This window comes from Pseudomonas sp. McL0111 (assembly GCF_052567255.1).
Map to the genome: position 1 here is coordinate 2,905,859 of NZ_CP199585.1, position 25,582 is coordinate 2,931,440.

A 25,582-nucleotide genomic window follows, 5' to 3' on the forward strand; every position below is an offset into this window, starting at 1 on the left:
TGAGACAGGCGGGCACATTACTCCGAGTCAGGGGTGGATTCCAACTGGCAGTTTTTACGGTTGAGGGGGGAACATAAAACTGTGGCGAGGGGATTTATCCCCGTTCGGCTGCGCAGCAGTCGTAAAAACCGCACACACGGTTCAATAGATAAACCGCGTGTGCCGGTTTTGGGGCGGCTTCGCCACCCAACGGGGATAAATCCCCTCGCCACAGAGTGCGATGCATCGATGCTGTTGGTGTTCAGGCCATCAAGTGCAGATGGTTGTCCCAAAGCCCCGCCGGCAGTTCCAGCGGTTTGGCCAGCAGTTCGTCCTGACGGCAATCGTAGTAACGGCAACGGCCCTGACCCGAGGTCACGACGAAACCGTCCTTCACTGCACCAACGCCAGCACAGTCAGGCAACGGCGCGTCGAGGCGCACTTCGCCGCTGTCCAGATCCCAGATGAAAAAGCGATTACCACGCGGAGCCGTCAGCGCCACCAGACGCAGATCGCTGTGCACCGCGACGCTGGCGGTGTAATGCCCCATCGCCTGCAACTGATGCTCAGGCACCGGGAACGCCACGAAGGGCTGCCCCGGACGCTTGATTGCCAACAGCTCCGACGACTCATGGGACGGGCCCATGAATTGCTGACCGGCAACGATGGTGCCGTCGCTGGCAATCCCCAGATGGCGCACGCTGTTCATCTGCTGGGCGAGGGTTTCCTTGCTCAGCAAAGTACCGTCGCGCTGCATCAGCACCAGACTCGGTTCCATGGCGTTGAGGTTCATGTCGACGCGACTTTCCGCCTCGGTACGAATCCCGCCATTGGCCACCACCAGCGTTTCGCCATCAGGCATCCACGACACTTGATGCGGGCCGAGACCGTGGGTGGAAATCTCGCCGCTGTGCACCAGCCGCTCGCCTTCGAATTTGTACACCCCGAGCAAACCACGACCGGCATCGCTGGTGTCGTTTTCGGTGGCGTACAGGTACTCGCCGTCCTTGTGAATCACCGCGTGCCCGTAGAAATGCCGGTTCGGCTGCGAGGTCACGGTTTGCAGCAACGCACCGTCACGCAGGTCGATCAGGTAACTCTCGGTGCCCGGACGCCGGGCCACGAACAACGCGATCGACAGCGTCGGGTGATTGATGATGTCGTGGCAACGCTGACCGACTTCGGTGGCGAACACCCGAGTGCCGTCCAGCCGATAACCGACGGCGTAGTGCTTGCCGTCAGTGTCGTCGCGCGCCGACAGCAGCAACGGGCTCTGATCCTTGCGTTTGAACAGCGTCCAGCCGCCCAGCGTCACTGCTCCCAGCAGCAAACTACCTAATGTCAGAGCCTGGCGTCGCAGCATGGCACTTGCCCTCATCAGTCACCGTCGTTGGCGTTGAAGCCCAGTTGAATGCCCAGCGCCTTGGCCAGTTCGCCTTCGTGCAGGCGATGGACGACGTTGAGGCTGTCGTAGATATCGTTGAGTTGCTGGCGACCGGCATCGTCTTCGAGCATTTCGCCGAGCGAGCGCTGAGTGCTGTCGAACAGTTTCAGCGACGCGGCGTAAGCGGCATCGATCTTGTCGGCCAACGGCTTCTGCTCGGCTGGCAACAAGTTGCGCAGGCCTTTGTTGTCGACGCCTTCCCAAACGGTTTTGGCCGCGGCCAGGCTCGCCTCCAGTGCCGCCAGCGACGACTGGCTGCGCCATGCATCAGCCTGGAACGGCTGCGGTACGCCTTTGCTCTGGCGGCCCATCGGCGTGCCGAGTTTTTTCTTCAGGGTATCGAGTGCGGTGACCTGCACGCGCAGCAGATCGGCAATCGCTTCGTGGGAATCGGCGTAGCGCTGGTTCGGGAACTTGGTCATCTGCGCAAGCATGCCGTCGGTGTTGTTCCAGCTCTGCAGAATCTCTTCGGCGAGTTGCTTCTGACGTTCGCCGATGGCGATCAGCAGCGGGCAGTATTTGGCTTTCTGCGCATCGTTGGCGACGTCAGGCTTGGCGTCGAACAGGATGTATTCGTAAGCCGACAGACCCTGAACCACCACGCTGGATTTGGCCAATGCTGCGGCATCGATCTGCGGCTGCGCGATTACCAGTTGCTCGACCTGACGGCCGACGAGGTTTTTCTTGTCGGGCCAGAACTGCACCTGCCACGAACGGTTGCCTTCGGCCAACGGACCGATCAGCAATGGTTGCAGCTCGGCCCAGGCTTTCTGTGCGTGTAGGAAGTCGGCGCGAGCGGTTTCCAGGGTTTCCTTGCCCTGGCAGTAGGCGAGGGCGCTGACCGCCAGTTGCTTGTCGGCTTCGACCCAGCGGGTGTAGGTCGGCAGGATCACCGATTTGGCGATGGCTGCCGAAGTAACGGCTTGCGGGTCCTGTGGCGAGCAAGCGCCGAGGGCGAGCGCAGCAAGGCTGGTGAACAACAACTTGGGACGGAACATGTCGGGCTCCCGATTCTTTATCAGTGTTTAAAGTGAGTTCAAAAACGCCAGCAGCGCGGCACGCTGCTCGGCATTGAAAGACAAAACCTGTTGCTGCGCCGCTTGCGCTTCGCCGCCATGCCAAAGCACGGCTTCGAGCAGATTGCGGGCGCGGCCGTCATGCAAGAACTGGGTGTGACCGCTGACCGCCTGGGTCAGGCCGATGCCCCACAACGGCGGCGTGCGCCAGTCGCGGCCGGAGGCCTGAAATTCGCTGCGGTGATCGGCCAGCCCTTCGCCCATGTCGTGCAGCAGCAAATCGCTGTACGGGCGAATCACTTGATTGGCCAGTTCAGGTTCAGCCGCGTTGGCGACCGTGGTGTATTTGGGGGTGTGGCAAGACTGGCAACCGGCCTGGAAAAACAGGTTCTTGCCGGCCAGCACTTGTGCGTCGTTGATGCCACGACGTGCCGGTACGGCGAGGTTGCGGGTATAGAACAGCACCAGACGCAAAATGTTGTCGCTGACTTCCGGCTCGCCGTTCGGACCATTGCCGTTCGGTGCCTGTTTGCAGGCGATCTGCGCATCGGTGCAGTCATCGAACGGTCTCAGGCTGGTGGTGAGGCCCATATCACCAGAAAACGCGTGAACATTTTGTTGATTGAGGTTCGGTTGTCCGGCTTTCCAGCCAAATCTGCCCACCACGGTCTTCTGTAGCTCGTCGTCCCAGACCCGGTTCACGCGTCCGGCGATGCCGTTTTTCTCTTTGGCTTGCGCGGTGGCGTTGTCGAGAATCGCCTGTTCCGGGATCGCTTCAAGCAGGCCGAGGCCGATCATCGGCGGGGCGACTCGCGCAGAGAAACGCGTGTCCGGGTGCATCGGGCCGTAACCGAGTTGGCTGAACTGCAACGATGGTTTGCGCAGTTCGACTTCGGTGCCGTCCTTGAAGCGGACCGGCACGGGCGTGTATTCCACCCGTACCTTGCCTTCCGGGGTCACGCCCGGCACGGCCATGTCCTGAAACTGGCCGCCGTAAACAGGCTCCGGCACCACGCCGACGTGCTCGATGAGCCTGGCGAACTCCGGCGCATCGGGAATCGACAGTCGTACCAGCATCGACACCGCATTCGCTGCATCAGGCGTTGGCGGATGACCGCGACCGTCCTTGATGTGGCAGTTCTGGCAGGCGTTGGTATTGAACAGCGGGCCGAGGCCATCGCGGGCGGTGGTGGTCGATGGGGCGATCACCCACGGGCTGCGGAAGAAGCTGTTGCCGACGCTGAAGTCGACCCGACGTGACGGCGGCAGGTTGGCCGACGGCAGGGAGAACGCATTCTGATCAGTCTTGCGCACGGTCGTCGCACCGCCGGAACGCGCTTCACCGGGCTCGGCCTTGGTAAAACGCGGGGCGTCATCGCAGGCACTCAGGCCCAGGGCCAGAAACAGTGCGGACAAGCGAAGAGGCAGCGAGGGCATCAGACATCCTGCGGACGGGCAAAAATAAAGGCGCAAAGTCTAACAGGGCGAGGGGGTTTGAATAAGAGGAATTATCGTTTGCTTGATATGGAACAGGGCTCACATGCCTGAAGTTCGATGCATAAACCTGTGAGAGCGAGCTTGCTCGCGAAAGCGGTGTTCGTCGCGCTGCAGGTGTTGCGCCAGATGCCGCCTTCGCGAGCAAGCTCGCTCCCACAGGGTTTTATGTTTGGCTGGAATGAAAAAGGCGACCCGGAGGTCGCCTTTTTATCGAACGGTGTTGATCAGAACTCGTGATCAGCGTTGTCCGGGTTCAGGTCGCTGATGCCCAGTTTGCCGGCAGCGGCTTCGATCGAACCGGTCTGCTTGACCAGCGATGCGATAGCGTCGCGCACGATCTGGTTGCCAGCGGTGTTGCCGGCAGCGATCAGTTGGTCGTAGTGCTCACCCTTGTTGGCGTGATCGACCATGACCTGGATCTTGGCTTCGGTAGCAGCCAGATCAGCTTTCAGCGCGGTGTCGGCAGCCGGATCGGCCTTGGCCACCAGCGACGACAGGCTGGCGCCGGTCATTTTGGTGCCGTCGGTGCGGGTGTATTCGCCCAGATACACGTTACGAATGCCTTTGGCGTCGTAGAAGTGCGAGTTGTGCGTGTTGTCGCTGAAGCAATCCTGTTCGTCTTCTGGCGAGTTCGCTTCCAGAGACACCTTCATGCGCTCGCCCGCCAGTTCACCCAGCGACAGGCTGCCCATGCCGAAAAGCATTTTGCGCAGACCGGTTTCGCCTGGCTCGGCTTCCAGCGTGGCGCGGTAGTTGTCAGCCACGTTCGGCTTCCAGTTACCGACCATTTCTTCCAGGTCGCTGACCAGCAGTTGGGTCACGGCTTTCAGGTAGGCACGACGACGGTCGTTGTGACCGCCAGTAGCGCCGGCGCCTTCGAGGTAGTCGGAAGCAGGACGGTTGCCAGCGCCCGGGCCGGTGCCGTTCAGGTCCTGGCCCCAGAGCAGGAATTCGATGGCGTGGTAGCCAGTCGCAACGTTGGCTTCGGAACCGCCCAGCTCGTTCAGGCTGGCGAGTTTTTCCGGGGTGATGTCTTTGACATCGACCTTGTCTTCGCCGACCTGAACTTCAGTGTTGGCAATGATGTTGGCGGTAGCGCCCGGGTTGCCCAGTGCGTGTTCGTAGGATTTGTCGACGTAGTCGATCAGGCCTTCGTCCAGCGGCCAGGCGTTAACCTGACCTTCCCAATCGTCGATGATGGTGTTACCGAAGCGGAACACTTCGCTCTGCAGGTATGGAACGCGAGCGGCAACCCAGGCAGCGCGAGCGGCTTTCAGGGTGTCGGCGTTTGGCTTGGCGAGGAATGCGTCGACTGCGGTTTGCAGGGTTTTCGCGGTGGATTCGGCATCGCTGTAAACGGCGAAGACCATGTCGGCGTAGTGCGCGACCACAGCCTTGGCGGCGGCTTCGTCGACTTTACCGGCAGCGGCAGGAGCAGCCGCAGGTGCGGTGGTGCTGGCGGCTGGAGTCGGCGTGGCCGGAGCGGCAGCCTTGTCTTTGCCTTCGCCGCAACCGGCGAGGGAAATAGCGATGGCCAGCAGACTGGCGGTAGCCAGAGGCATACGAATCATGGCGAACATCCTGCTTCGGTAATTGAATGGACAGGCGCGGGGGTGCGCAAAGCTGCGACATAATGCAAATCTTTCGCATTATGTGTAAAGGGTTGTGGCTGGAAATATTTCTTATTTACGCGGCGCAGGACGTGTAGCCCTGTGGCGAGGGCGCTTGCTCCCGCTGGGTGGCGAAGCCGCCCCTGAACTTGCGACTCGGTTTCGAATGAACGATCGCGTTGTTTTGATTACGACTGCTGCGCAGCCGAGCGGGAGCGAGCTCCCTCGCCACAGGGTGTTGCCCGCTCAGGGCTGCGTTGTTTTAGAGGATCGCCGCGTTGCTGCGCTGGGCCTGTTTCAGGTAGGCGGTCAATTCACGGGCTGGCAGTGGTTTGCTGTAGTGGTAACCCTGACCTTCGTGACAGCCTTCGGAGATGATGTACGACTCCTGCTCGGCGGTTTCCACACCCTCGGCAATCACCTGCATGCCGAGGCTTTTGCCCAACTGGATGATGGCGCGCACGATGGTCGCATCGTCGTCGTCATCCAGCAGATCCTGAACGAAGCTCTTGTCGATCTTGATCTTGTCCAGCGGCAGACTTTTCAGATAACTCAGCGACGAATACCCGGTGCCGAAGTCGTCGATGGCGATCAGTGCCCCAGAACGGCGCAGACTCAGCAGATGCTGGGCGGCGGTGCTGATGTCTTCCATCAGGCCGGTCTCGGTAACTTCCAGCTCAAGGCTGCGCGGCGGCAAACGGTAGATCTGCAACAGGTTGTTGACCACCCGTGGCAGCTCGGCGTGGTGCAACTGCACGGTGGACAGGTTGACCGCCATGCGCAGATCGGCAAAGCCTTGATCGTGCCATTCGCGCAATTGCTTGCACGCCTGATCCAGTACCCATTCGCCGATGGCGATGATCGTGCCGTTCTGTTCTGCCAGTGGAATGAACAGATCCGGCGGCACCAGACCGTGCTCCGGATGTTGCCAGCGAATCAACGCCTCGACGCCGACCACACGGTGATCGCGGTAGCTGATCTGCGGTTGATAGACGAGGTAGAACTGATCGCGCAACAGCGCATCGCGCAGGTCTTTTTCCAGTTCGCGGCGTCGGCGCATCTCGCTGTCGACGCTGGCGATGTAGAACTGATAGCGATTGCGCGAGCGGGTCTTGGCCAGCGTCATGGTCTGTTCGGCCTTCTGCAACAGCTTCTCGGTGCTGTCGCCGTCCTCGGGGAACAGGGTGATGCCGATGGTCGCACGCAGGCGGATCTCCTGATGATCGAGGGCGAACGCCGCTTCCAGATCATCAAGAATGCTTTGCGCCAGTTCCGCCGCTTCGTAAGGCTGTTCGATGTCGGCCTGAACCAGTGCGAACTGGTCGCCGCCAAGACGGGCGAGGGCGCCGAGGCGTCCGCTGTGGGCACGCAGTCGATCCGCCAGGGCCAGCAACAACTGGTCGCCAGTCTGGTAGCTGAATTGCTCGTTGATGCCTTTGAAATCATCCAGCCCCACGCACAACACCGCGACCCGCCGTTGCAGCTTGCCGGCATCGACCAGAATTTTGTCCAGTTGCTGCTGCAATTGCTGCCGGTTCGGCAGGCCGGTCAAAAAGTCGTACTGGGCCATGCGCAGCAGGCTGTTTTCCGCTTCGTGGCGCAGGTGGGTATTGCGTTCGATGGACTCGAGCAATTGGTTGGCGGTGTTGATCCAGATGCCTAACTCGTTTTTCTCATGGCCCTTGAGCTGTGGAATCTTGTGTTCGCTGGGGCGGTCCGGATTGATTTCAGTCAGGTGCTCGATGATTCGCGACAGCGGTTTGGTCAGCAGCCAGTGATAGACCAGATACAGCACCAGCCCCATGGCCAGTGCGCGAAGCACCCCGGAAATGAAGATGATCACCGAGCTGACGATAAAACCTTGCCCGTACGTGGCGGTGTCGAGGGTGATGCTCAGGTCGCCGTAATACTCGCTGTAAGGGCCGCGACCCACCAGTTGCGTGGTGAAGGTGCGTTCCTGTCCAAGAATCAGGTCGGTCAGCCAGCGGCTGCTGGACTGCTGCAAGTCGCGGGACTTTTGCGCGAGCATGGCTTCATTGGGATGGCCGATGGAGGCCTGACGCACGGCGTCATCCTGAAACAGGCCTTCGATCACCTGCATGCCCATCTCCCGGTCGAGGCTGTACACGGCCTGAGTCGAGGGATCGCGGAACATGTCGAGGATGCGTTCGGCGTCGTTGGCAACGGCCTGACGGGTTTTATAGGCGTCAAACACAATCTGCGCGCAGCTCAAGACCACGCCAACGATCAATGCCGACAGGAGCACGACCCGGAGCAACTTCACCGACAAGCTGTTCTTGAGTTCCAGCTTCAAAGGGTTATTCCTTAATCCGTGCGGGTAGCGTCAAGTTGCCATGAGTATTGGCAATCCGGTGTTGGCAGTCAAAGGGACAATCAGGCCCGGGGGAAATTGCCTTCGGGCTTGGCCAATATGCTGCTGACTGGAGTATTTGCCCTATTCGTACTGTTTCGGTAGTTTCTGCCTCCAACTTGAGGGGATCTGAAGAATATTTCCTCTGATTGATGTTAGCCCGCCATGCGAAGGCAGCAAGCCGCCTGAGGCTGCATTTGCTGTGGGATAAATGCGATCCCTAAATCAAAAGCATAAAAAACCCGGCACATGGCCGGGTTTTTTGTCTGGCGCGTAGCTTAAGCGGTGAAGGTTTTGCCTTCGAACTGCTCAGCAACGAACTTCCAGTTGACCAGGTTCCAGAACGCTTCGACATACTTCGGACGAACGTTGCGGTAGTCGATGTAGTAAGCGTGTTCCCAGACGTCGCAGGTCAGCAGCGGGGTGTCGCCGCTGGTCAGCGGATTGCCGGCGCCGATGGTGCTGGCCAGAGCCAGGGAACCGTCAGCCTTTTTCACCAGCCAGCCCCAGCCGGAACCGAAGGTGCCGATCGAGGTTTTGCTGAATTCTTCTTTGAACTTGTCGAACGAACCGAAGGCTGCGTTGATGGCTTCAGCCAGCGCGCCGGTTGGTTGACCGCCGGCGTTTGGCGCCAGGCAGTTCCAGTAGAAGGTGTGGTTCCAGACCTGAGCGGCGTTGTTGAAGATACCGCCCGAGGAAGTCTTGACGATTTCTTCCAGAGTCTTGCCTTCGAACTCGGTGCCTGGCACCAGGTTGTTCAGGTTCACGACATAGGTGTTGTGGTGCTTGTCGTGGTGGAACTCCAGGGTTTCCTTGGAAATGTGCGGCTGCAGGGCATCGTGTGCGTAAGGCAGCGGCGGCAATTCGAAAGCCATGATGATTCTCCTAATCAGGTCAGTTGCGGTGAGCGCAAGGCCGATCACGGGCGGCCAGAAATGCACCGGCGAGTTTTTACTCTTTGCGGCGCAGGGTTCGGATCATAGCACCGGGGGTGCGGCATAACCACGCAACAACTGTGTGGGATAGAGGTTCCAGAGCCTATTGGAATAAATCAGCTGGCGATAATCAATTGTCCGGCCACGGTGAACATCATCACGGCCACCAGCAGATCGAGAATCCGCCATGTGCTCGGCCTTGCCAACCAAGGGGCCAGCCACGCCGCACCCAGCGCCAGGGTGAAAAACCACAGCAGCGAAGCGCTCGCCGCGCCCACCACATAAGCCCCCGGCACCGATTGCTGGGCACCGAGCGAACCGATCAGCAACACGGTATCCAGATAAACGTGCGGATTGAGCAGCGTCACCGCCAGTGCGCTGAGCATCACTGCGCGCAACGAACGCACGGTCTGATTCTCGTTCTGCGCCATGCTCTGCTTCGAAAACGCCCGACGCAGCGCCTGACTGCCGTACCAGATCAAAAACACCGCGCCGCCCCAGCGCGCAACCGCCAGCAGTGTCGGGTTCTGCGCCAGTACGGTGGCGAGACCGAAAACCCCGGCCGCCACCAGCAGTGCATCACAGGCGACGCACAGCGCAGCAACCGGCAAGTGATGTTCGCGACGCAGGCTTTGCGCCAACACAAATGCGTTCTGGGTACCGATCGCCATGATCAGCCCGAAAGCCACCAACAGGCCATTCACATAGCTTTGCCACATGTTGATTACTCCGCGTTGGCTGCCAGATCGCGCAGCACTTGCATGGCGCGCTCGGCGTCGGCCTGGCCGACAAATAAATGGTCGTGGTAGTAACCGGCAATCACGTTGCAACTGATTCCGGCCTTGCCCAGCGCGGTGGCGAATGCGGCTGTCAGACCGACCGCTTCCAACGCTGAATGCACGTTCAAGGTGATCCACGCGGCAACGTAGTCGAAGCTGAAACCAGCCTTTTCGGCGTGGGACCGATCCAGAATCACCGTCAGACCTTCCTGCTCGCGGAAACTTCCGACGATCTCCAGGCCATTCGGCAATTGCCCGTCGCGCAAGGTGCAGAACACGTATTCGCCGGGGTTGAGCTGCGGGCTCATGCTGCGCAGCAGGGTGTTCAGTGAGGTTTCGCCGGCCATTTGGGGTGTTCCTTGATAAAGAGTGCTTGCTGGCTATTCTCCGGTCAGACGCTGTATAAGAAAAACCAATAATGCTGATCGCTCATTAGGAAAACTGATGTTCGACTACAAACTGCTTTCTGCTCTCGCCGCCGTGGTCGAGCAGGCCGGATTCGAACGGGCCGCGCAGGTGCTGGGATTGTCGCAATCGGCGATCTCCCAGCGGATCAAACTGCTGGAGGCGCGAGTCGGCCAACCGGTGCTGGTGCGCGGTACACCGCCAGTGCCGACCGAGATTGGTCGGCGTCTGCTCAACCATGTGCAGCAAGTGCGCCTGCTCGAACGGGATCTGCAATCGCTGGTACCGGCGCTGGACGAAGAAGGGCTGCCGGAACGCCTGCGCATCGCGCTGAATGCCGACAGCCTCGCCACCTGGTGGGCGCAAGCCGTGGGGGATTTCTGCGCCGAGCAACATTTGTTGCTGGACCTGATCGTTGAAGACCAGACCGTCGGCCTCAAACGCATGCGCGCCGGTGAAGTCGCCGCCTGCCTGTGCGCCAGCGAACGGCCGGTCGCCGGGGCGCGTAGCGTGTTGCTCGGGGCGATGCGTTATCGGGCGCTCGCCAGTCCGACCTTCATTGCCCGGCATTTCCCGGACGGCGTAAAAGCCGAACAACTGCCGCGCACCCCGGCGCTGGTGTTTGGCCCGGATGATTTTCTCCAGCATCGCTATCTTGCTTCCCTCGGTGTCGATGGTGGTTTCGAGCACCATTTATGTCCGTCATCCGAAGGTTTTATCCGCCTGATCGAAGCCGGTCTGGGCTGGGGATTGGTGCCGGAACTGCAAGTGCGCGAACAACTGGAGCGTGGCGAATTGCTCGAACTGTTGCCAGATAAACCGATAGATGTGCCGTTGTACTGGCATCATTGGCGCAACGGCGGGCAGTTGTTGGCCCTGCTGACCGAGCAATTGGTACGTTCTTCGGCACAATGGCTGGTGCCGTTGGATTGACGGGCGGCGTCAAGACACACGCATTACGCAAAACGAAAGACATCGGAGCTTTACATGAAAATTCTGATCACCGGCGCAAGCGGCTTCATTGGCGGACGCTTTGCGCGCTTCGCCCTGGAGCAGGGCCTGGATGTGCGGGTCAACGGCCGTCGGGCCGAAGGCGTCGAGCATCTGGTGCGCCGTGGCGCCGAGTTTGTTCAGGGCGATCTGAGCGACCCGGAACTGGTCCGCGAACTCTGTCGCGACGTCGAAGCCGTGGTGCATTGCGCCGGTGCCGTTGGGCTGTGGGGGCGCTATCAGGACTTTCATCAGGGCAACGTGCAAGTCACCGAAAACGTGGTCGAGGCCTGCCTGAAACAACGGGTTCGGCGCCTGGTGCACCTGTCGTCGCCATCGATCTACTTCGATGGCCGCGATCATCTTGGCCTGACCGAAGAGCAAGTGCCCAAACGTTTCAAACATCACTATGCGGCGACCAAGTATCTGGCCGAGCAAAAGGTCTTCGGCGCGCAGGAGTTCGGTCTGGAAACCATTGCCCTGCGCCCGCGTTTCGTTACCGGTGCCGGCGACATGAGCATCTTCCCGCGTCTGCTGAACATGCAGCGTAAAGGCCGGTTGGCGATCATCGGCAACGGCTTGAACAAGGTCGATTTCACCAGCGTGCACAACCTCAACGAAGCGTTGCTGAGCAGTTTGCTGGCGGCCGGATCTGCGTTGGGCAAGGCCTACAACATCAGCAACGGCACACCGGTACCGCTGTGGGATGTGGTCAATTATGTGATGCGCAAAATGGACGTGCCGCAAGTTACGCGGCATCGCTCGTTTGGTCTGGCCTACAGCGTTGCGGCGCTCAACGAGGGTGCGTGCAAACTCTGGCCCGGACGCCCGGAACCGACCCTGTCACGGCTGGGCATGCAGGTGATGAACAAAAATTTCACCCTCGACATCAGTCGCGCCCGGCATTATCTGGACTACGATCCGAAAGTCAGCCTGTGGGCGGCGCTCGATGAATTCTGCGGCTGGTGGAAGGCTCAGGACATTCGCTGATACCACTTGGTCGGCCAACACTGAACCGCGCCGCAGGTCGAGGGTCAATCGCAGCGGTCGCGGGGTTTATACTTCGCCGCATTCAGCCATCACCGCGTTTCACAAAGGTTGCCTCAATGTCCATGCGTAACGATGCCAACGACGATTTCGATGATGTACCGAGCCTGCGTGCCGACACCCTCGACGACGATGACTTCCCGACCACCGCCCGCACCACCGTGCACTCGCGCACGCCGCCAGTGGTCAAGGTCAAGTCGGCGAGTACCGGGCCGTTGTGGGCATTGGTTGGCGCATTGTTCTTTGCCTTTATCGGTCTGGCCTGGTGGAGCTTCCAGCAGATTTCGCTGATGGAGCAACAATTGGTCGCGACTCAGGAAAGCTTCGCGCGGATCAGCGAAGAGGCGGCGGGGCGCTTGCAGGACATTTCCGGCAAGGTCGTCGCGAGCCAGTCGAATGTCAGCAGCGACAGCGAAGCCTTGAAATTGCAGATCAAACAACTGCAAACCCAGCTGCAGGATCAGAGCAAACAACAGCAGGGCGTGGCCGGACAGGCGACGGATCTGGACAAGCGTCTGGCACAGATGACCGCGCAGACCACCGAACAGCAGAACGCCAACACCCAATTGCAGGCGCAGGTCAAAGCCTTGAGTGCTGAACTGGCGAGCGTGAAAAACGCCCCGGCCGATACCAGCAAGGTCGATGCCCAGCTCAAAAGCTTCGACGCACAATTCAAGAGCCTTGGCGCTGACATCACTGCGTTGAAAAAACAGGGTAATCCGAGCGCTGCGGTCGAGCGCCTGGAGCAGGAAATCATCGTCCTCAAAAGCGAGCAGGACAACCGCCCGGCAGCCGCACAGGGTGGTGGTGGGAATACTGCCGAGTTTGATGCATTCCGTGGGCAAATGACCCGTACCATCAACACCCTGCAAGCGCAGATCCAGAACTTGCAGCAACAGCTCAACGCCCGTCCTTAGTACCTAAATTCTGTGCTGGGTGAGCTTCTGTGCAGTGGAGATTTTTGTGGTGAGGGGATTTATCCCCGTTGGGCTGCGAAGCAGCCCCAAACCCTGTCACCGCAATTTTTCAGGCAAACCGGACTCGTCGGTTTGCGACGGCTGCGCCGCCGAACGGGGATAAATCCCCTCACCACAAAAGCGCTGCAACCTCCGGATTCATCTTCAACCGCTGCAAAACCCCAACCCGTCTACGCTCTTGAAACACCAACAAGAACGAGGGATGCGTTATGGGGTTATTGCATAAGGTTGCCTGGCTCGGCGTGATGTTGCTGGCGGGGTTCGGCCAGGCCAACGCGGCTGTCGCGGCAAAGGACGACAGTCAGGCCGCCATCGCCCTGCTGGAAAAAGCGCTGGCCTACTACCACGACAACGGTGACAAGGCGTTTGCCGCGTTCAGTCGTCAGGGCGAATTTGTCGACAAGGATCGCTACGTGTTCGTGGTCGACACTAAAGGGGTGATGCTCGCCAGCGGCGGGCCGTCATCCGCGCTGATCGGGCGTGACGTCAGTGAAGTGCTTGATCCTGACTTGCAGAAAGCCTTCAAGGACGCCTTGAAAGTCCCGGAAGGCAACGGCATTCAGCAGACCGAGTACCGCTGGAAAAACCAGGCCGACGGCAAGGTCGAGCGCAAGCATGTTTACTATCAGCGCATCGGTCAGCGGATTCTGGCGGTCGGTTATTACTTGCCGCGAGCCTCGGCGGAGCAAGCCAAATCGCTGCTCGATAAAGCCGCCACCGATCTGGGCAAAGACGAAAAAGGCACGCTGACAGCGATCAATTCGCTGAAGGGCGGGTATTTGCAGGATGACCTGTATGTGTTCGTGGTCGATCTGGATACCCAGCGCTATGTCGCGCACGGTACCAATCTGCGGCTGATCAACACGGATTTCAGCAAGATCAAGGACCCGGAAGGCAAACCGGTGGGCGAGCCGATTCTGGCGCTGATCGCCAAGCAGGATGAGGGTGAATACGAGTACCGCTGGAAGAACCCGGTGACCGGCAAGATCGAAGACAAGCATGCGTACCTGAAAAAGGTCGGGCACTTCCTGGTTGCGGTCGGCTATTACAGCCCTTGAATGAAACACTTCCCCCTGTGGGAGCGGGCTTGCCCGCGATAGCGGTGGATCAGCCAAGGTTGTATTGACTGACACTACGCCATCGCGGGCAAGCCCGCTCCCACAGGTTCTGGGTTGTTTCGACTATTTGGCCGAGTGCTCACGCCCACGCAGCAGGTTGTTCGGCATGGCAATCGCCGCCGCCAGCCCCAGCAGCGAAATCGCCGCACTGACCATCAGCAGATGCCGGAACGTCACCAGCAATTCAGCGCGCAAGGCATTCTGTGCATCGCCCGGTGCGGCATTCAGACCATCCAGCAGTACGTTGCCGGAGTGTCCTTCGCTGACCAGTGAACTGCTCGCCAGATGCGCGAAACTCGAATCCTGCAACAGCGCCAGCAGCAGCGCCGACATCAACGCCACACCCACTGCGCCGCCCAATGAGCGGAACAGATTGGTGGTGCTGGTGGCGACGCCAATATCGCGTTGCTCCACCGAATTCTGGGTGCCAACCAGCGAGGTCGGGAATTGCATGCCGCCGGCAATCCCGCTGAATAGCATGAACAGACTGCTCACCAGCGTTGCATTCGGCGGGCTGAACGCCATGCCCATAATCGAGATCGGCATCAGGATCGCGCCGCCAAGAATCTGCGGCTTGTAGCGCCCGGTCACCGAGGTGCGCCGCCCGGCGAAATACGCGCCAATCGGCAAGCCCATCGCCAGTGGCAACAGATGCAGAGCGGCTGCGTCCGCCCCGGCGCCGGTCACGCTCTGAAAGCGCAACGGCATCAGCACGATCAACGAGATGGCCTGGAAACTGGTGAAGAAAATCGTGCACCAGCACAGCAGCGCGTTGCGGTTGGTGAACAGGTGCATCGGCAGCAGCGGCTCCCGCGCCCGGCGCTCATGCCAGACAAACACCGCCAGCACCACGACGGCGCAAGCGAACAACCCAAGCACTTCGCCGCTGCGCCACGAGTGACCCTGGCCGACTTGCGTGATGCCAAGCAGCAACGCGGTCAGGCCGATGATCATCAGCAATGTGCCCAAGTAATCGATGATTGGTTTGCGCTGCGGAATCGGCAGCCCCACCAGGTTGCGGCGGGCCACCCAATAGGCGCCGAGGCCCAATGGCAGGTTGATCAGGAACACCCAGCGCCACGACAGGTATTCGGTCATGTAGCCGCCGAGCACCGGGCCGGCGACGCTGGCCACCGCGTACATGCTGCTGAAATAGCCCTGATAGCGCCCACGTTCACGCGGCGGCACGATGTCGCCGATGATCGCCTGACTGACCGAAATCATCCCGCCGGCACCAATGCCCTGAAGGATGCGCGCCAGCACCAGTTGTTCCATGCTCTGGGCCATGCCGCAGAACAGCGATGCCAGAGTGAACAGGCCCATGCCGAACAGCATCAGTTTGCGCCGCCCGTACAAATCACCGAGCTTGCCGTAGATCGGCACCGCCACGGTCATCGCCACCATATACCCGGAAATCACCCAGGCCAGCAGGCTGACATCCTTGAATTGCGCGGAGATGGCCGGCATCGATACAGCGACGATGGTCTGATCCAGCGCCCCCAGAAAGATCGCCATCATCAACGCGACCAGCACGCTGCGAATGGCCGGTTTGGGCGTTTCGGGGTGATTGAGATTGGTCACGGGCAAAACCTGCGGCAGTGTGGGTCCCGCAGGTCGCAAGGCGAGCGGGGATGCTCGCCAGTGTAAGTCGGTAGCAAGCTATTCGATAGCCTCATACGGAAGTCCGACGTAATTTTCTGCAATGGTTTTTCTGCCGGCCTCCGAGCTGACGAAGTAGTCGAGTTCCGATGCACTGATGCGCTGGCTGAAATCATCATGCTCGTCAAAGCGATGCAGCATCGAGGTCATCCACCAGGAGAACCGTTCAGCCTTCCACACCCGGCGCAGGCAGATCTCCGAGTATTTTTCCAGCAGGTCAGTACGGCCTTCGCGGTACACCTTCAGCAGAATATTGAACAGGATACTGACATCACTGGCCGCCAGATTCAGGCCCTTGGCGCCGGTAGGCGGGACGATGTGCGCCGAGTCGCCGACCAGAAACATCCGCCCGTACTGCATTGGCTCGACAACGAAACTGCGCAGCGGCGCGATGCTTTTTTCAATCGACGGACCGGTTACCAGTTTCGCCGCGAGGTCGGTCGGCAGGCGGCTTTTCAGTTCGTCCCAGAAGCGTTGATCGCTCCAGTCATCGAGGTTTTCCTCGACCGGCACTTGCAGGTAATAACGCGTCCGGGTTGCCGAACGCATGCTGCACAGGGCGAAACCACGTGGGTGGCGGGCGTAGACCAGTTCGTCGTGGACGGGTGGGGTATCGGCAAGAATCCCCAGCCAGCCGAACGGATAAACCCGCTCGAAGACTTTCAGGCAGTCCTCGGGAATCGACTGGCGAGCGACGCCGTGGAAGCCGTCGCAACCGGCGATGTAATCGCAATCGACGCGCCAGGTTTCACCGTCCTTTTCGAAGGTGACAAAGGCTTCGTCGCTTTTCATGCCGTGGGGAACGACATTGCTCACCTCATAAAACGACAACCCCCCGGCCTCCCGACGAGCGGCCATCAAGTCACGGGTGACCTCGGTCTGGCCGTAGATCATTACGGTTTTGCCGCCGGTCAGCGCTTGCAGGTCGATGTGTACCTGACGCCCGTCGAGTGCCAGGTCGAAGCCGCCGTGCACCAGACCTTCGGCGTCCATGCGTGCGCCCACACCAGCCTGGCGCAACAGCTCTACCATGCCTTGTTCAAGCACACCGGCACGAATTCGTCCGAGTACATATTCGGGTGTCTGGCGTTCGAGAATGAGGGTGTCGATGCCGGCGTTGTGCAGCAGTTGGCCGAGCAACAAACCGGACGGACCGGCGCCGATGATGGCGACTTTGGTTTTCAGCGTTTTCATTGTTTTTATGACTCGCAAGCTTCACGCGGTGGATGCCGGTGAATGATTTTTATGGATCGAGTGCTTGCATTTTTCCCTTGCGGGTCTGTCAATTGAAGGTGAAAACTGAGCCGATACCTGTACATTCTGCCAATCGGGGCGATTATCGCCCGAAAACCTCGAGGCCTGGATTGAAGTGATGAACAACCCTGACCTGCCTTCGATTCCAGTGTTCAAGCTCTACGGTGAAAGCCTGGACTGGCCGACCCCCGACTTGCTGCACTGCGAAACCATCTCCAAACGCAGCCGCGAACATCAATGGGAAATCAAACCTCACCGCCACGCCGATTTGTGCCAACTGCTCTTCGTCTTCAAAGGTCAGGCAGAGCTTGAAATCGAAGGTCAGCGCACGCAGTTGAACACCCCGGCCATCCAGATCCTGCCGCCGCTGTCGGTGCATGGATTTCGTTTTTCCGAGGACGTCGAAGGATTCGTCGTGACCCTTGCCACACCGTTGATCAACCATCTGCAAGCGCAGCTGGGCGACGCGGTCCACGCCTTGGCGCAAACCGAGAACTACCCGGCGGGCAAGGACGGCGATTACCTCAACAGTCTGTTTTGCGCGTTGCAGGCCGAGTACAACGGCCACGAACCCGCGCGGGAAATGCTCATGCATTCGCTGGTTAGCGTGATCATGGTCTGGGTCAGCCGTCAGGCGATTCAGCGCCATAGCGCCAATCAGCGTCCGCAACGGGCGCGGGAATACCTCAACGGTTTCATTCAACTGGTGGAAGAAACTTACCGACAGCACGTCAAGGTCGAGGATCTGGCGCATCGGCTGGGGATTTCGGTGTCGCACCTCAACGGCACGTGCCGGGAACTGGCGGGACAACCGGCGTTGCAGATCATGCACGAGCGGCAATTGCTGGAAGCCAAGCGCTTGCTGACTTACACCAGCATGACCATTTACGAGATGTCCGACGTGTTGGGGTTTTCCGATCCGACCAACTTCACGCGCCTGTTCAGGCGTCGGGTGGGGATTTCGCCGAAGGCATTTCGCGATCGGCTGAAGGCTGAGCAGTAACCTCAAAACCGCTGCGAAAACCTGTGGGAGCTGGCTTGCCAGCGATAGCGGTGGTTCAGTCACCTTAAATGCTGAATGTCAGACTGCAATCGCTGGCAAGCCAGCTCCCACAGGTTATGTGTCAGCCTCAAGATCAGCGCAACGCGTTGAGCGTGGCGTTGTGCGGGATGCAGCGCTCGAAGTTGCAACTGGCGTATTCGCGGGGCAGTTGTCGCAACTGCTCGACCCGCCAGGCCGCAGTGCCGTACAGCGCCAGGGTGGCGGCGCAGGTGATGAAAATCGCGAAGTACCTTCTTGTTTTGATGTTCATGGCGTTGACCTCTGAACGGATACCCTTGGGTATTACTTTCAGCATAGGTCAGCGGCAGGGACTTGCCAGCGACACGATTCGCGCATTTAGCGCGACATTCAGGTCGGTGATGGTTTGAATGATCTTTGTTTTTAGAGGCCCACATCCCACGCCGGGTTTTCCGGAAACCGCAGCACCAGGAAATCCAGCATGCTGCGCAGCGCCGCCGGCATGTGTTTGCGTGAGGCGTAGACCGCGTAGATGTTCATCTGCCGTGGCTCGGCGTCAGGCAGCAGGCGCAGCAGTTCACCGCTGTGAATGTGCACCCCCGCCTGATAGGTCGGCAGCATCGCCACCCCCGCGCCGGCCAGTGTCGCGCGCAGCAAGGTGCTGGCCTCGTTGGCGCTGATGTTGCCCTGCACCGGCACCGAAACCGGCTCGCCGCCCTCTTCGAAATGCCACAGGCTCTTGCCGAAATACGAGTGGGTCAGGCAGTTGTGCCGGCTCAGTTCCTCGACCCGTTTTGGCGCCGGATGCTCATGCAGATAGGCTGGCGCGGCGCAGACCACCGAGCGGCAGACTGTCAGGCGTCGGGCGATCAGGTTCGGGTCGAGATCGTTGCTGGTGCGAATCGCCAGGTCGATGCGTTCATCCACCAGATTCACCGTGCGGTCGAGCATTTGCAGATCGATGCTGACCCCGGGATAGCGCTTCACATACGCCGCCATCGCATCGGCCAGTTGCGCCTGGCCGAACGAGGTGCTGACGCTGATTCGCAGCAAGCCTCGCGGCGCATCGTGTGGCTCGCTGACCGCGGCTTGCATGTCCCCGGACAATTCCAGCATCTGCCGGCAACGCGGGAGAATTTCGCTGCCAGCGGCGGTCAGGCTCAATTTGCGTGTGGTGCGGTGCATTAAACGTGCGCCGACCCAGTCTTCCAGTTCCGCCAGATAGCGCGAAACCACTGGCCGTGACAGCTCCAGATGATCAGATGCCGCCGACTGGCTGCCCAGATCCACCACTGTCACAAACACCCGCATTGCCTGGAGACGATCCATGATTTGCCCGCTTTCAGAAACAAACTATGTCCAAGCATCGCATTTTTTGTACTGAGTTTGGCAACTAAGCTCTGTCCCATCGCCGAACACGGCAAGCAGACAGACAATGGAGCAACAGATGATCGGTTCCACCATCCTCAAGCGCGTTTTGCTGGCAACCGCCACCTTCGGCTTCGCGGCCCACGCGGCTGCCGCCAACCTGACCCTCGACGTTTACAACCCGGGCACCGAGGCGATTTTCCCGGTGACCTCGGTACTGATCAGCGGCGAGAAAGACGCGATTCTGGTCGACGCGCAATTCGGCAAATCCCAGGCCGAACAGGTGGTGGAAAAAATCCGCGCCAGCGGCAAGCAACTGACCACCATCTACATCAGCCACGGTGACCCGGATTACTACTTCGGCCTCGACACCCTGACCAAAGCCTTCCCCGACGCCAAGGTGCTGGCCTCGCAGCCGACCGTGGATCACATCAAGAAAACCGTCGACGGCAAACTGGCGTTCTGGGGCCCGAAAATGGGCGCCGACGTACCGGCCAAAACCATCGTGCCGGGCGTGCTCAAGGGCGACAGCCTGATGCTCGAAGGCCAGAAGTTGCAGGTGGTCGGGCTTGAGGGCAAGCAGCCGGATCGCAGCTTCGTGTGGATTCCGTCGCTCAAGGCTGTGGTTGGCGGTGTAGTAGTCGCTGAAAACATTCATGTGTGGATGGCTGATACCCAGAGCGCGCAATCCCACGCCGACTGGCTGCAAACCCTGCATTCGATTGAAACCCTGAAACCGAAAACCGTGATCCCCGGTCACTACCTCGGTGACAGCGCTCGCTCGCTGGCCGCTGTGCAGTTCACCGCCGCCTACATTAAGGCTTTCGACGAAGAAACCGCCAAGGCCAAGGATTCTGCTGCACTGATCGCCGCAATGAAAAAACGCTACCCGACACTGGGCGAGGAAAGCTCGCTGGAGCTGAGCGCGAAAGTCGCCAAGGGCGAGATGCAGTGGTAAGCCGCGTTAAGCTCCCTTGCCACAATGCTCAGTGCTACACCTGAACAGACACACTCAAGCCAACTGGAGAACGTCATGAGCAAGATCGCAATCATTGGTGCCACCGGTCGTGCCGGTAGCCAACTGCTGGAAGAGGCGCTGCGTCGCGGCCATAGCGTTACGGCTATCGCCCGTGACACATCGAAGATCGGCGATCGGGCCGGTGTGGTCAGCAAGAATGTCGATGTGCGGGATTCGGCGGCACTGAAGGATGCCGTCGCCGGTCACGATGTGGTGATCAGCGCTGCGCATTTCGCTACGGTTCCGGCCAGTGCCGTGGTCGGGCCGGTGAAGCAGGCCGGGGTCAAGCGGCTACTGATGGTCGGTGGTGCCGGTTCGTTGTTGTTGCCGGACGGCACGCGAGTGATCGACAGCGCTGGCTTCCCTGCTGAATACAAAGCTGAAGCCAGCGCTGGTGCGGCTTTCCTTGATGCCTTGCGTCAGGAGCAGGAACTGGACTGGACGTTTGTGTCGCCATCGGCGGAATTTGTCGAGGGTGCGCGCACGGGTAAATTCCGTATCGGCAAAGATGATTTGCTGGTGAGTGCCGAGGGCCGTAGCTGGATTACTTTTGCCGATTACGCGATTGCGCTGATCGACGAAGTGGAAACGCCGAAGCATTCGCGCCAACGGTTTGCTGTGGGGTACTAACCCGCAACACCGTTCAACTGTAGGAGCGAGCCTGCTCGCGAAAGCGGTATGTCATTCAACATCACTGCTGAATGAGCGACGGTATTCGCGAGCAGGCTCGCTCCCACATTAAAGCTGCAGCGTCAGCGGGTATGCGCCTGCTCGACCAACCAGCCGATCAGCTCCCGCAATCCCGCCGACGGTTCAGGTTTCTGTGGATACACCAGGTAATACGCCAGCCCGGTCTTCACCTTCAGATCGAACGGCATCACCAGCCTGCCAGCGCGCAGGTCATCGCCGATCAACGACCAATCGCCAATCGCCACCCCCGTCCCATGGGACGCCATCGACATCGCCTGATCCAGTGTCTCGAAATGCTGGCCGCTGCTGATGTTTTTCAAACGCAGGTTCGCTGCCTTCAACCACACCGCCCAATCCTGATCGTTGTGCGTCGGATGCAACAGCAGATGTTGTTGCAGATCGGTCGGCACCTTGAGGTCCAGCGAGCCGCTGAGCAGTGATGGTGAGCAAACCGGCGTCAGTTGTTCATCGAACAGATGCAGGGCCGACGGCGAATGTTCCGGCGGTGTGCAATAGACGACGGCCGCATCGAATTGCTCACGCTGAAAATCCACGCCGTGCTGGAGCGAGGCGGTCAGTTTGACCGGCACGTCCGGGCGTTCCTTTTGCCATTGCAACAGACGTGGCAACAACCAGCGCATCACACAACTTGGCGCCTTCAGCACCAAGGTATCGCGCTGCTCGCCGATCTGCTCAACGGCCTCGCCGATCAGTCCGAAAACCTGCTCTACGCGCGGCAGCCATTGATGGCCCTCAGCGGTCAGCTCCAGACCTCGAGCCAGACGAATGAACAGCGGATAGCCCAGATGATCTTCCAGCCCGGCAATCTGCCGGCTGACCGCGCCTTGGGTTATGTGCAACTGCTCGGCGGCCCGGGTGAAGTTGCAGCACTGCGCGGTAATCAGAAACGTATGCAGCGCGGGCAGGGGAGGCAGTCGTTTCATGGAGATCCAAGGTATGACGTGAGGACATGGCTAGTATGACTTTTTATCCATTGTTGCGGCTACTCGCCGCCCGTTCCAATGAGGCCATTCCCTGGGTCTGATGCAGCATAACCATCTGACAGGCCCGGCGTCTCAAATCGAACAAGAAGGGCAAACAACATGGCGACGTGTGGCGAAGTACTGGTCAAGTTACTCGAAGGTTACGGTGTCGAGCAGGTGTTCGGCATTCCCGGTGTGCACACCGTCGAGTTGTATCGCGGGCTGGCCCGGTCGAGCATCAATCACGTCACACCGCGGCACGAGCAGGGCGCCGGTTTCATGGCTGATGGCTATGCCCGCACCAGCGGCAAGCCGGGTGTGTGCTTCATCATTACCGGCCCGGGCATGACCAACATCACCACGGCGATGGGTCAGGCTTACGCCGATTCGATCCCGATGCTGGTGATCTCCAGCGTGCAGTCACGCAGTCAGTTGGGTGGCGGTCGCGGCAAGCTCCACGAACTGCCGAATCAGGGCGCGCTGGTCGCGGGTGTCGCGGCGTTCTCTCATACGCTGATGTCTGCGGCTGAACTGCCAGGTGTGCTGGCTCGCGCATTCGCGTTGTTCCAGGCTGGCCGTCCGCGTCCGGTGCATATCGAGATTCCATTGGACGTGCTGGTCGAAGACGCCGATGCGCTGCTCGCCAGCGTTCCGGTCAATATCGACCGCGCCGGTGCCGCACCGGGTGCTGTGAACCGCATGGCTGAATTGCTGGCCGGCGCCAAGCGTCCGCTGATCCTTGCCGGTGGCGGTGCCATCGATGCCGCTGTCGAGCTGACTGAGCTGGCCGAGTTGCTCGATGCCCCGGTCGCATTGACCATCAATGCCAAAGGCATGCTGCCGTCCAGCCATCCGCTGCTGATTGGTTCGACACAAAGTCTGGTGGCGACCCGTGCACTGGTGGCCGATGCCGACGTGGTATTGGCAATCGGCACCGAACTGGCCGAGACCGACTACGACGTGACCTTCGCGGGCGGCTTCGAGATTCCCGGTGCGCTGCTGCGGATCGATATCGACCCGGATCAGACCGTGCGCAACTACCCGCCGCAAGTGGCGCTGGTGGCCGATTCACGCAACGCCGCGCAAGCGCTGCTCAGTGCGTTGTCGCACCAATCGCTGGCCGAGCGCCGCAACGATTGGGGTCAAGTGCGCGCCGCGCGTCTGCGTGACGATCTGGCCGCGACCTGGGATGCACCGACGCTGGCGCAGACACGGTTCCTCGAAACCGTTCTGCACGAGTTGCCGGACGCGGTGTTCGTCGGCGACTCCACACAGCCGGTGTACACCGGCAACCTCACGTTCAACCCGGAACAGCCGCGTCGCTGGTTTAACTCATCCACCGGTTACGGCACCCTCGGTTATGCGTTGCCGGCAGCGATTGGTGCATGGCTCGGCGGGACTGCCGCAGACGGTGCGCGCCCGCCAGTGGTGTGTCTGATTGGCGATGGTGGTCTGCAATTCACCTTGCCGGAACTGGCCAGCGCGGTTGAAGCGCGAGTGCCGGTGATCGTCCTGTTGTGGAATAACCAGGGCTACGAAGAGATCAAGAAATACATGGTCAACCGCGCCATCGAGCCGGTGGGCGTCGACATCTACACCCCGGATTTCATCGGTGTCGCCAAGGCACTGGGTTGCGCCGCCGAAGCGATCAATTCGGTCGAACAACTGCGTGCAGCCCTGCGTTGCGCGACTGATCGTCAGGGCCCGACCCTGATTGAAATCGACCAGACCCAATGGATGAAGGCGGTGGCCAAATGATCAACTTCCCAACCACGCTCGATGGCTTGTACATCGATGGTCAATGGTCCGCCGGCCACGAACATTTACGGGTGATCAACCCGGCCACCGAAGCACTGCTGACCACGGTCAATGGCGGTGATGAACGTGCAGTCGATCAAGCAGTAACAGCAGCCACCGCAGCGTTCAGCGAATGGTCGAAAACCTCCGGTGCCGAGCGCGGCGCGATCCTGCGCAACATCGCCAATGGCGTGCGTAATGGCCGCGATCACTTGATGAATTTGCAGTCGAGCAACAACGGCAAACCGCAGTTCGAAGGAGCCATCGACGTCGATGACGTGATCGCCACTTTCGAGTATTACGCCGAACTTGCCGAAGGGCTCGATGCGAAGCAGGACAGCAACGTGCCGCTGCCGAGCGATGATTTCAGCGCACGTCTGCGTCGTGAACCGTGCGGTGTGGTCGGGCTGATCGTGCCGTGGAATTTTCCGATGGTTACCACCGCGTGGAAACTCGCGCCGGCCCTCGCTGCCGGTTGCTGTGTGGTGCTCAAACCCTCGGAGGTCACTCCGCTGCCGGAGTTGGAACTGGCGGCAATCATCGCCGAATCCGGTTTGCCCAATGGTGTGTTCAACCTGGTCTGCGGCACCGGTCTGGCAGTCGGCGCGCCACTGTCGGCGGACCCGCGCATTGCCAAGATTTCCTTCACCGGCAGTAACGCGGTCGGCGTGCAGGTGATGCAACGCGCCGCCGAAACCGTGAAAGGCGTGAGCCTGGAACTGGGCGGTAAATCCTCGCTGCTGGTACTCGCCGATGCCGACATCGAACTGGCAGTAGAACTGGCCTGTGGCGGCGGATTCTTCAACGCCGGGCAGATGTGCTCGGCCACCAGCCGGGTGCTGGTTGCCGATGAAGTGGCGGACGAGTTCCTCGCCAAATTGAAGAAGCGCGCCGAAGCGATTCGCGTCGCCGAACCGTTCGATGCGGACGTGGAGATGGGCGCACTGGTCAATCAGGCGCAATACCAGCGCGTGCTCGGTCACATCGACCGCGGCTTGAGTGCCGGCGCCAGGCTGATCTGCGGCGGCAATCGTCCTGCGCATCTGCCGCGCGGCTATTTTTTGCAGCCGACAATCTTCACCGACGTGCCCCTCGACAGTGCGCTGTGGTGTGAAGAGATTTTCGGTCCGGTGATTTGCGTACGCAGTTTTGCCTCCGAAGCCGAGGCGATTGCCTTGGCCAACGACAGTCAGTTCGGTCTGGTGGCGAGTGTGGTCACGCGTAACACCGAGACCGCAGATCGTGTCGCGAATGCCTTGCAGGCGGGGCTGGTGTGGCTTAACGCACCCCAGGTGATTTTCCCGCAGACCGCATGGGGCGGCTACAAACAGAGCAGCATCGGCCGCGAACTGGGGCCGTGGGGCCTGGCGGCGTTTCAGGAAATCAAACACGTGATCCGGGCGCTTTGAAGGCCCGAAAAAGGTCAGCGCATGCCTCGCAATGAGGCATGCGCCAGTGTCATGGCTTCAATGAGTTTTTATCGATAGTCAGGTGTTTTGCACGACCTCAGGATGAACCCGTCAGCAGCGCTACAGCCCTTGTATCCCGGGGCTTGTAGCGAGTCAGGCTGCGCGGATGCAACGGTTGCGACCGGTCTCATACTTAAAACAACAATGGGAGTCCT

At 60.1% G+C, this 25,582-nt stretch carries 23 protein-coding genes; 10 read left to right on the forward strand and 13 right to left on the reverse strand.

Features of this window, described 5'->3' with window-relative positions:
- Positions 1 to 241: 241 nt before the first annotated feature.
- From ACTWLJ_RS13295 to ACTWLJ_RS13305, 3 genes are read right to left on the reverse strand one after another with little or no spacing between them, the layout of a single operon-like run.
- Positions 242 to 1,342, reverse strand: a complete 1,101-nt coding sequence (locus ACTWLJ_RS13295) for a DUF1513 domain-containing protein (RefSeq protein ID WP_445181132.1) — start codon at positions 1,340 to 1,342, stop codon at positions 242 to 244.
- A gap of 14 nt (positions 1,343 to 1,356) precedes the next feature.
- On the reverse strand, positions 1,357 to 2,421 hold the full coding sequence (locus tag ACTWLJ_RS13300) for an imelysin family protein (protein ID WP_445181133.1): 1,065 nt from the start codon (positions 2,419 to 2,421) through the stop codon (positions 1,357 to 1,359).
- 27 nt (positions 2,422 to 2,448) lie between these two features.
- Positions 2,449 to 3,876, reverse strand: coding sequence for a di-heme oxidoreductase family protein (locus tag ACTWLJ_RS13305; RefSeq protein WP_445181134.1), 1,428 nt, complete (start codon positions 3,874 to 3,876; stop codon positions 2,449 to 2,451).
- Between the two features lie 117 nt (positions 3,877 to 3,993).
- Between ACTWLJ_RS13305 and ACTWLJ_RS13310 the strand changes: the two genes are divergently transcribed.
- Positions 3,994 to 4,173: a hypothetical protein gene (locus ACTWLJ_RS13310; RefSeq protein WP_445181135.1), complete on the forward strand. Its 180-nt coding sequence runs from the start codon at positions 3,994 to 3,996 to the stop codon at positions 4,171 to 4,173.
- On the opposite strand, the gene ACTWLJ_RS13315 is transcribed toward ACTWLJ_RS13310, so the two are convergent.
- The 5 genes from ACTWLJ_RS13315 to ACTWLJ_RS13335 form a co-directional block, all read right to left on the reverse strand.
- The gene (locus tag ACTWLJ_RS13315; protein ID WP_445181136.1) at positions 4,161 to 5,507 is read right to left on the reverse strand and encodes an imelysin family protein; all 1,347 of its coding nucleotides are present in this window, start codon (positions 5,505 to 5,507) and stop codon (positions 4,161 to 4,163) included. The two genes, ACTWLJ_RS13310 and ACTWLJ_RS13315, sit on opposite strands and share 13 nt — an antisense overlap.
- 301 nt (positions 5,508 to 5,808) lie before the next feature.
- Positions 5,809 to 7,860, reverse strand: a complete 2,052-nt coding sequence (locus ACTWLJ_RS13320; protein WP_445181137.1) for a putative bifunctional diguanylate cyclase/phosphodiesterase — start codon at positions 7,858 to 7,860, stop codon at positions 5,809 to 5,811.
- Positions 7,861 to 8,195: 335 nt separating this feature from the next.
- On the reverse strand, positions 8,196 to 8,792 hold the full coding sequence (locus tag ACTWLJ_RS13325) for a superoxide dismutase (protein WP_042560704.1): 597 nt from the start codon (positions 8,790 to 8,792) through the stop codon (positions 8,196 to 8,198).
- A gap of 176 nt (positions 8,793 to 8,968) precedes the next feature.
- Positions 8,969 to 9,571 (reverse strand): LysE/ArgO family amino acid transporter, encoded by a 603-nt coding sequence (locus ACTWLJ_RS13330; RefSeq protein WP_401214238.1) that lies wholly within the window; start codon positions 9,569 to 9,571, stop codon positions 8,969 to 8,971.
- Positions 9,572 to 9,576: 5 nt separating this feature from the next.
- On the reverse strand, positions 9,577 to 9,978 hold the full coding sequence (locus tag ACTWLJ_RS13335) for an ACT domain-containing protein (RefSeq protein WP_445181138.1): 402 nt from the start codon (positions 9,976 to 9,978) through the stop codon (positions 9,577 to 9,579).
- 97 nt (positions 9,979 to 10,075) lie between these two features.
- Here ACTWLJ_RS13335 and ACTWLJ_RS13340 point away from each other — a divergent pair, with 97 nt between their 5' ends.
- From ACTWLJ_RS13340 to ACTWLJ_RS13355, 4 genes are all read left to right on the forward strand, one after another.
- Positions 10,076 to 10,969, forward strand: a complete 894-nt coding sequence (locus ACTWLJ_RS13340) for a LysR family transcriptional regulator ArgP (RefSeq protein ID WP_445181139.1) — start codon at positions 10,076 to 10,078, stop codon at positions 10,967 to 10,969.
- A 54-nt stretch (positions 10,970 to 11,023) separates the two neighbouring features.
- Positions 11,024 to 12,016, forward strand: a complete 993-nt coding sequence (locus tag ACTWLJ_RS13345) for an NAD-dependent epimerase/dehydratase family protein (protein WP_445181140.1) — start codon at positions 11,024 to 11,026, stop codon at positions 12,014 to 12,016.
- A gap of 116 nt (positions 12,017 to 12,132) precedes the next feature.
- Complete coding sequence (locus ACTWLJ_RS13350; RefSeq protein ID WP_445181141.1) at positions 12,133 to 12,990, forward strand: ATPase; 858 nt, start codon at positions 12,133 to 12,135, stop codon at positions 12,988 to 12,990.
- 269 nt (positions 12,991 to 13,259) lie between these two features.
- Positions 13,260 to 14,108, forward strand: a complete 849-nt coding sequence (locus ACTWLJ_RS13355; RefSeq protein WP_445181142.1) for a cache domain-containing protein — start codon at positions 13,260 to 13,262, stop codon at positions 14,106 to 14,108.
- Between the two features lie 123 nt (positions 14,109 to 14,231).
- Here ACTWLJ_RS13355 and ACTWLJ_RS13360 read toward each other — a convergent pair whose 3' ends face one another.
- Both ACTWLJ_RS13360 and pobA read right to left on the reverse strand, forming a co-directional pair.
- Positions 14,232 to 15,749 carry an MDR family MFS transporter gene (locus tag ACTWLJ_RS13360; RefSeq protein WP_445181143.1) on the reverse strand — a complete coding sequence of 506 codons (1,518 nt, stop codon included), beginning with the start codon at positions 15,747 to 15,749 and terminating at the stop codon, positions 14,232 to 14,234.
- 78 nt (positions 15,750 to 15,827) lie between these two features.
- On the reverse strand, positions 15,828 to 17,021 hold the full coding sequence (gene pobA / locus ACTWLJ_RS13365; protein WP_445181144.1) for a 4-hydroxybenzoate 3-monooxygenase: 1,194 nt from the start codon (positions 17,019 to 17,021) through the stop codon (positions 15,828 to 15,830).
- A gap of 178 nt (positions 17,022 to 17,199) precedes the next feature.
- On the opposite strand from pobA, the gene ACTWLJ_RS13370 reads away from it, so the two are divergent.
- On the forward strand, positions 17,200 to 18,084 hold the full coding sequence (locus ACTWLJ_RS13370) for a helix-turn-helix domain-containing protein (protein WP_401214219.1): 885 nt from the start codon (positions 17,200 to 17,202) through the stop codon (positions 18,082 to 18,084).
- Positions 18,085 to 18,217: 133 nt separating this feature from the next.
- Here the strand turns inward: ACTWLJ_RS13370 and ACTWLJ_RS13375 are convergent, their stop codons facing one another.
- The gene (locus tag ACTWLJ_RS13375) at positions 18,218 to 18,394 is read right to left on the reverse strand and encodes a hypothetical protein (protein ID WP_008085463.1); all 177 of its coding nucleotides are present in this window, start codon (positions 18,392 to 18,394) and stop codon (positions 18,218 to 18,220) included.
- A gap of 131 nt (positions 18,395 to 18,525) precedes the next feature.
- Entirely contained in the window at positions 18,526 to 19,431 is a 906-nt protein-coding gene (locus ACTWLJ_RS13380; protein ID WP_445181145.1) for a LysR family transcriptional regulator, read from the reverse strand.
- 118 nt (positions 19,432 to 19,549) lie between these two features.
- On the opposite strand from ACTWLJ_RS13380, the gene ACTWLJ_RS13385 reads away from it, so the two are divergent.
- Complete coding sequence (locus ACTWLJ_RS13385; RefSeq protein ID WP_445181146.1) at positions 19,550 to 20,428, forward strand: MBL fold metallo-hydrolase; 879 nt, start codon at positions 19,550 to 19,552, stop codon at positions 20,426 to 20,428.
- Between the two features lie 75 nt (positions 20,429 to 20,503).
- Positions 20,504 to 21,118: an NAD(P)-dependent oxidoreductase gene (locus ACTWLJ_RS13390; RefSeq protein WP_445181147.1), complete on the forward strand. Its 615-nt coding sequence runs from the start codon at positions 20,504 to 20,506 to the stop codon at positions 21,116 to 21,118.
- Positions 21,119 to 21,240: 122 nt separating this feature from the next.
- Here the strand turns inward: ACTWLJ_RS13390 and ACTWLJ_RS13395 are convergent, their stop codons facing one another.
- Positions 21,241 to 22,122, reverse strand: a complete 882-nt coding sequence (locus tag ACTWLJ_RS13395; RefSeq protein ID WP_445181148.1) for a LysR substrate-binding domain-containing protein — start codon at positions 22,120 to 22,122, stop codon at positions 21,241 to 21,243.
- A 159-nt stretch (positions 22,123 to 22,281) separates the two neighbouring features.
- On the opposite strand from ACTWLJ_RS13395, the gene ACTWLJ_RS13400 reads away from it, so the two are divergent.
- Complete coding sequence (locus ACTWLJ_RS13400; protein WP_445181149.1) at positions 22,282 to 23,919, forward strand: 5-guanidino-2-oxopentanoate decarboxylase; 1,638 nt, start codon at positions 22,282 to 22,284, stop codon at positions 23,917 to 23,919.
- Positions 23,916 to 25,367, forward strand: coding sequence for an aldehyde dehydrogenase family protein (locus ACTWLJ_RS13405; protein ID WP_445181150.1), 1,452 nt, complete (start codon positions 23,916 to 23,918; stop codon positions 25,365 to 25,367). Before ACTWLJ_RS13400 ends, ACTWLJ_RS13405 begins: the two co-directional genes overlap by 4 nt.
- Positions 25,368 to 25,582: the final 215 nt, after the last annotated feature.

What these genes read in the sequence shown, in the direction of transcription:
- ACTWLJ_RS13295 (WP_445181132.1), bottom strand. Translation starts at nt 1,342, where the DNA reads ATGCTGCGACGCCAGGCTCTGACATTAGGTAGTTTGCTGCTGGGAGCA.
- ACTWLJ_RS13300 (WP_445181133.1), bottom strand. Translation starts at nt 2,421, where the DNA reads ATGTTCCGTCCCAAGTTGTTGTTCACCAGCCTTGCTGCGCTCGCCCTC.
- ACTWLJ_RS13305 (WP_445181134.1), bottom strand. Translation starts at nt 3,876, where the DNA reads ATGCCCTCGCTGCCTCTTCGCTTGTCCGCACTGTTTCTGGCCCTGGGC.
- ACTWLJ_RS13310 (WP_445181135.1), top strand. Translation starts at nt 3,994, where the DNA reads ATGCATAAACCTGTGAGAGCGAGCTTGCTCGCGAAAGCGGTGTTCGTC.
- ACTWLJ_RS13315 (WP_445181136.1), bottom strand. Translation starts at nt 5,507, where the DNA reads ATGATTCGTATGCCTCTGGCTACCGCCAGTCTGCTGGCCATCGCTATT.
- ACTWLJ_RS13325 (WP_042560704.1), bottom strand. Translation starts at nt 8,792, where the DNA reads ATGGCTTTCGAATTGCCGCCGCTGCCTTACGCACACGATGCCCTGCAG.
- ACTWLJ_RS13330 (WP_401214238.1), bottom strand. Translation starts at nt 9,571, where the DNA reads ATGTGGCAAAGCTATGTGAATGGCCTGTTGGTGGCTTTCGGGCTGATC.
- ACTWLJ_RS13335 (WP_445181138.1), bottom strand. Translation starts at nt 9,978, where the DNA reads ATGGCCGGCGAAACCTCACTGAACACCCTGCTGCGCAGCATGAGCCCG.
- ACTWLJ_RS13340 (WP_445181139.1), top strand. Translation starts at nt 10,076, where the DNA reads ATGTTCGACTACAAACTGCTTTCTGCTCTCGCCGCCGTGGTCGAGCAG.
- ACTWLJ_RS13345 (WP_445181140.1), top strand. Translation starts at nt 11,024, where the DNA reads ATGAAAATTCTGATCACCGGCGCAAGCGGCTTCATTGGCGGACGCTTT.
- ACTWLJ_RS13350 (WP_445181141.1), top strand. Translation starts at nt 12,133, where the DNA reads ATGTCCATGCGTAACGATGCCAACGACGATTTCGATGATGTACCGAGC.
- ACTWLJ_RS13355 (WP_445181142.1), top strand. Translation starts at nt 13,260, where the DNA reads ATGGGGTTATTGCATAAGGTTGCCTGGCTCGGCGTGATGTTGCTGGCG.
- pobA (WP_445181144.1), bottom strand. Translation starts at nt 17,021, where the DNA reads ATGAAAACGCTGAAAACCAAAGTCGCCATCATCGGCGCCGGTCCGTCC.
- ACTWLJ_RS13370 (WP_401214219.1), top strand. Translation starts at nt 17,200, where the DNA reads ATGAACAACCCTGACCTGCCTTCGATTCCAGTGTTCAAGCTCTACGGT.
- ACTWLJ_RS13375 (WP_008085463.1), bottom strand. Translation starts at nt 18,394, where the DNA reads ATGAACATCAAAACAAGAAGGTACTTCGCGATTTTCATCACCTGCGCC.
- ACTWLJ_RS13380 (WP_445181145.1), bottom strand. Translation starts at nt 19,431, where the DNA reads ATGGATCGTCTCCAGGCAATGCGGGTGTTTGTGACAGTGGTGGATCTG.
- ACTWLJ_RS13385 (WP_445181146.1), top strand. Translation starts at nt 19,550, where the DNA reads ATGATCGGTTCCACCATCCTCAAGCGCGTTTTGCTGGCAACCGCCACC.
- ACTWLJ_RS13390 (WP_445181147.1), top strand. Translation starts at nt 20,504, where the DNA reads ATGAGCAAGATCGCAATCATTGGTGCCACCGGTCGTGCCGGTAGCCAA.
- ACTWLJ_RS13395 (WP_445181148.1), bottom strand. Translation starts at nt 22,122, where the DNA reads ATGAAACGACTGCCTCCCCTGCCCGCGCTGCATACGTTTCTGATTACC.
- ACTWLJ_RS13400 (WP_445181149.1), top strand. Translation starts at nt 22,282, where the DNA reads ATGGCGACGTGTGGCGAAGTACTGGTCAAGTTACTCGAAGGTTACGGT.
- ACTWLJ_RS13405 (WP_445181150.1), top strand. Translation starts at nt 23,916, where the DNA reads ATGATCAACTTCCCAACCACGCTCGATGGCTTGTACATCGATGGTCAA.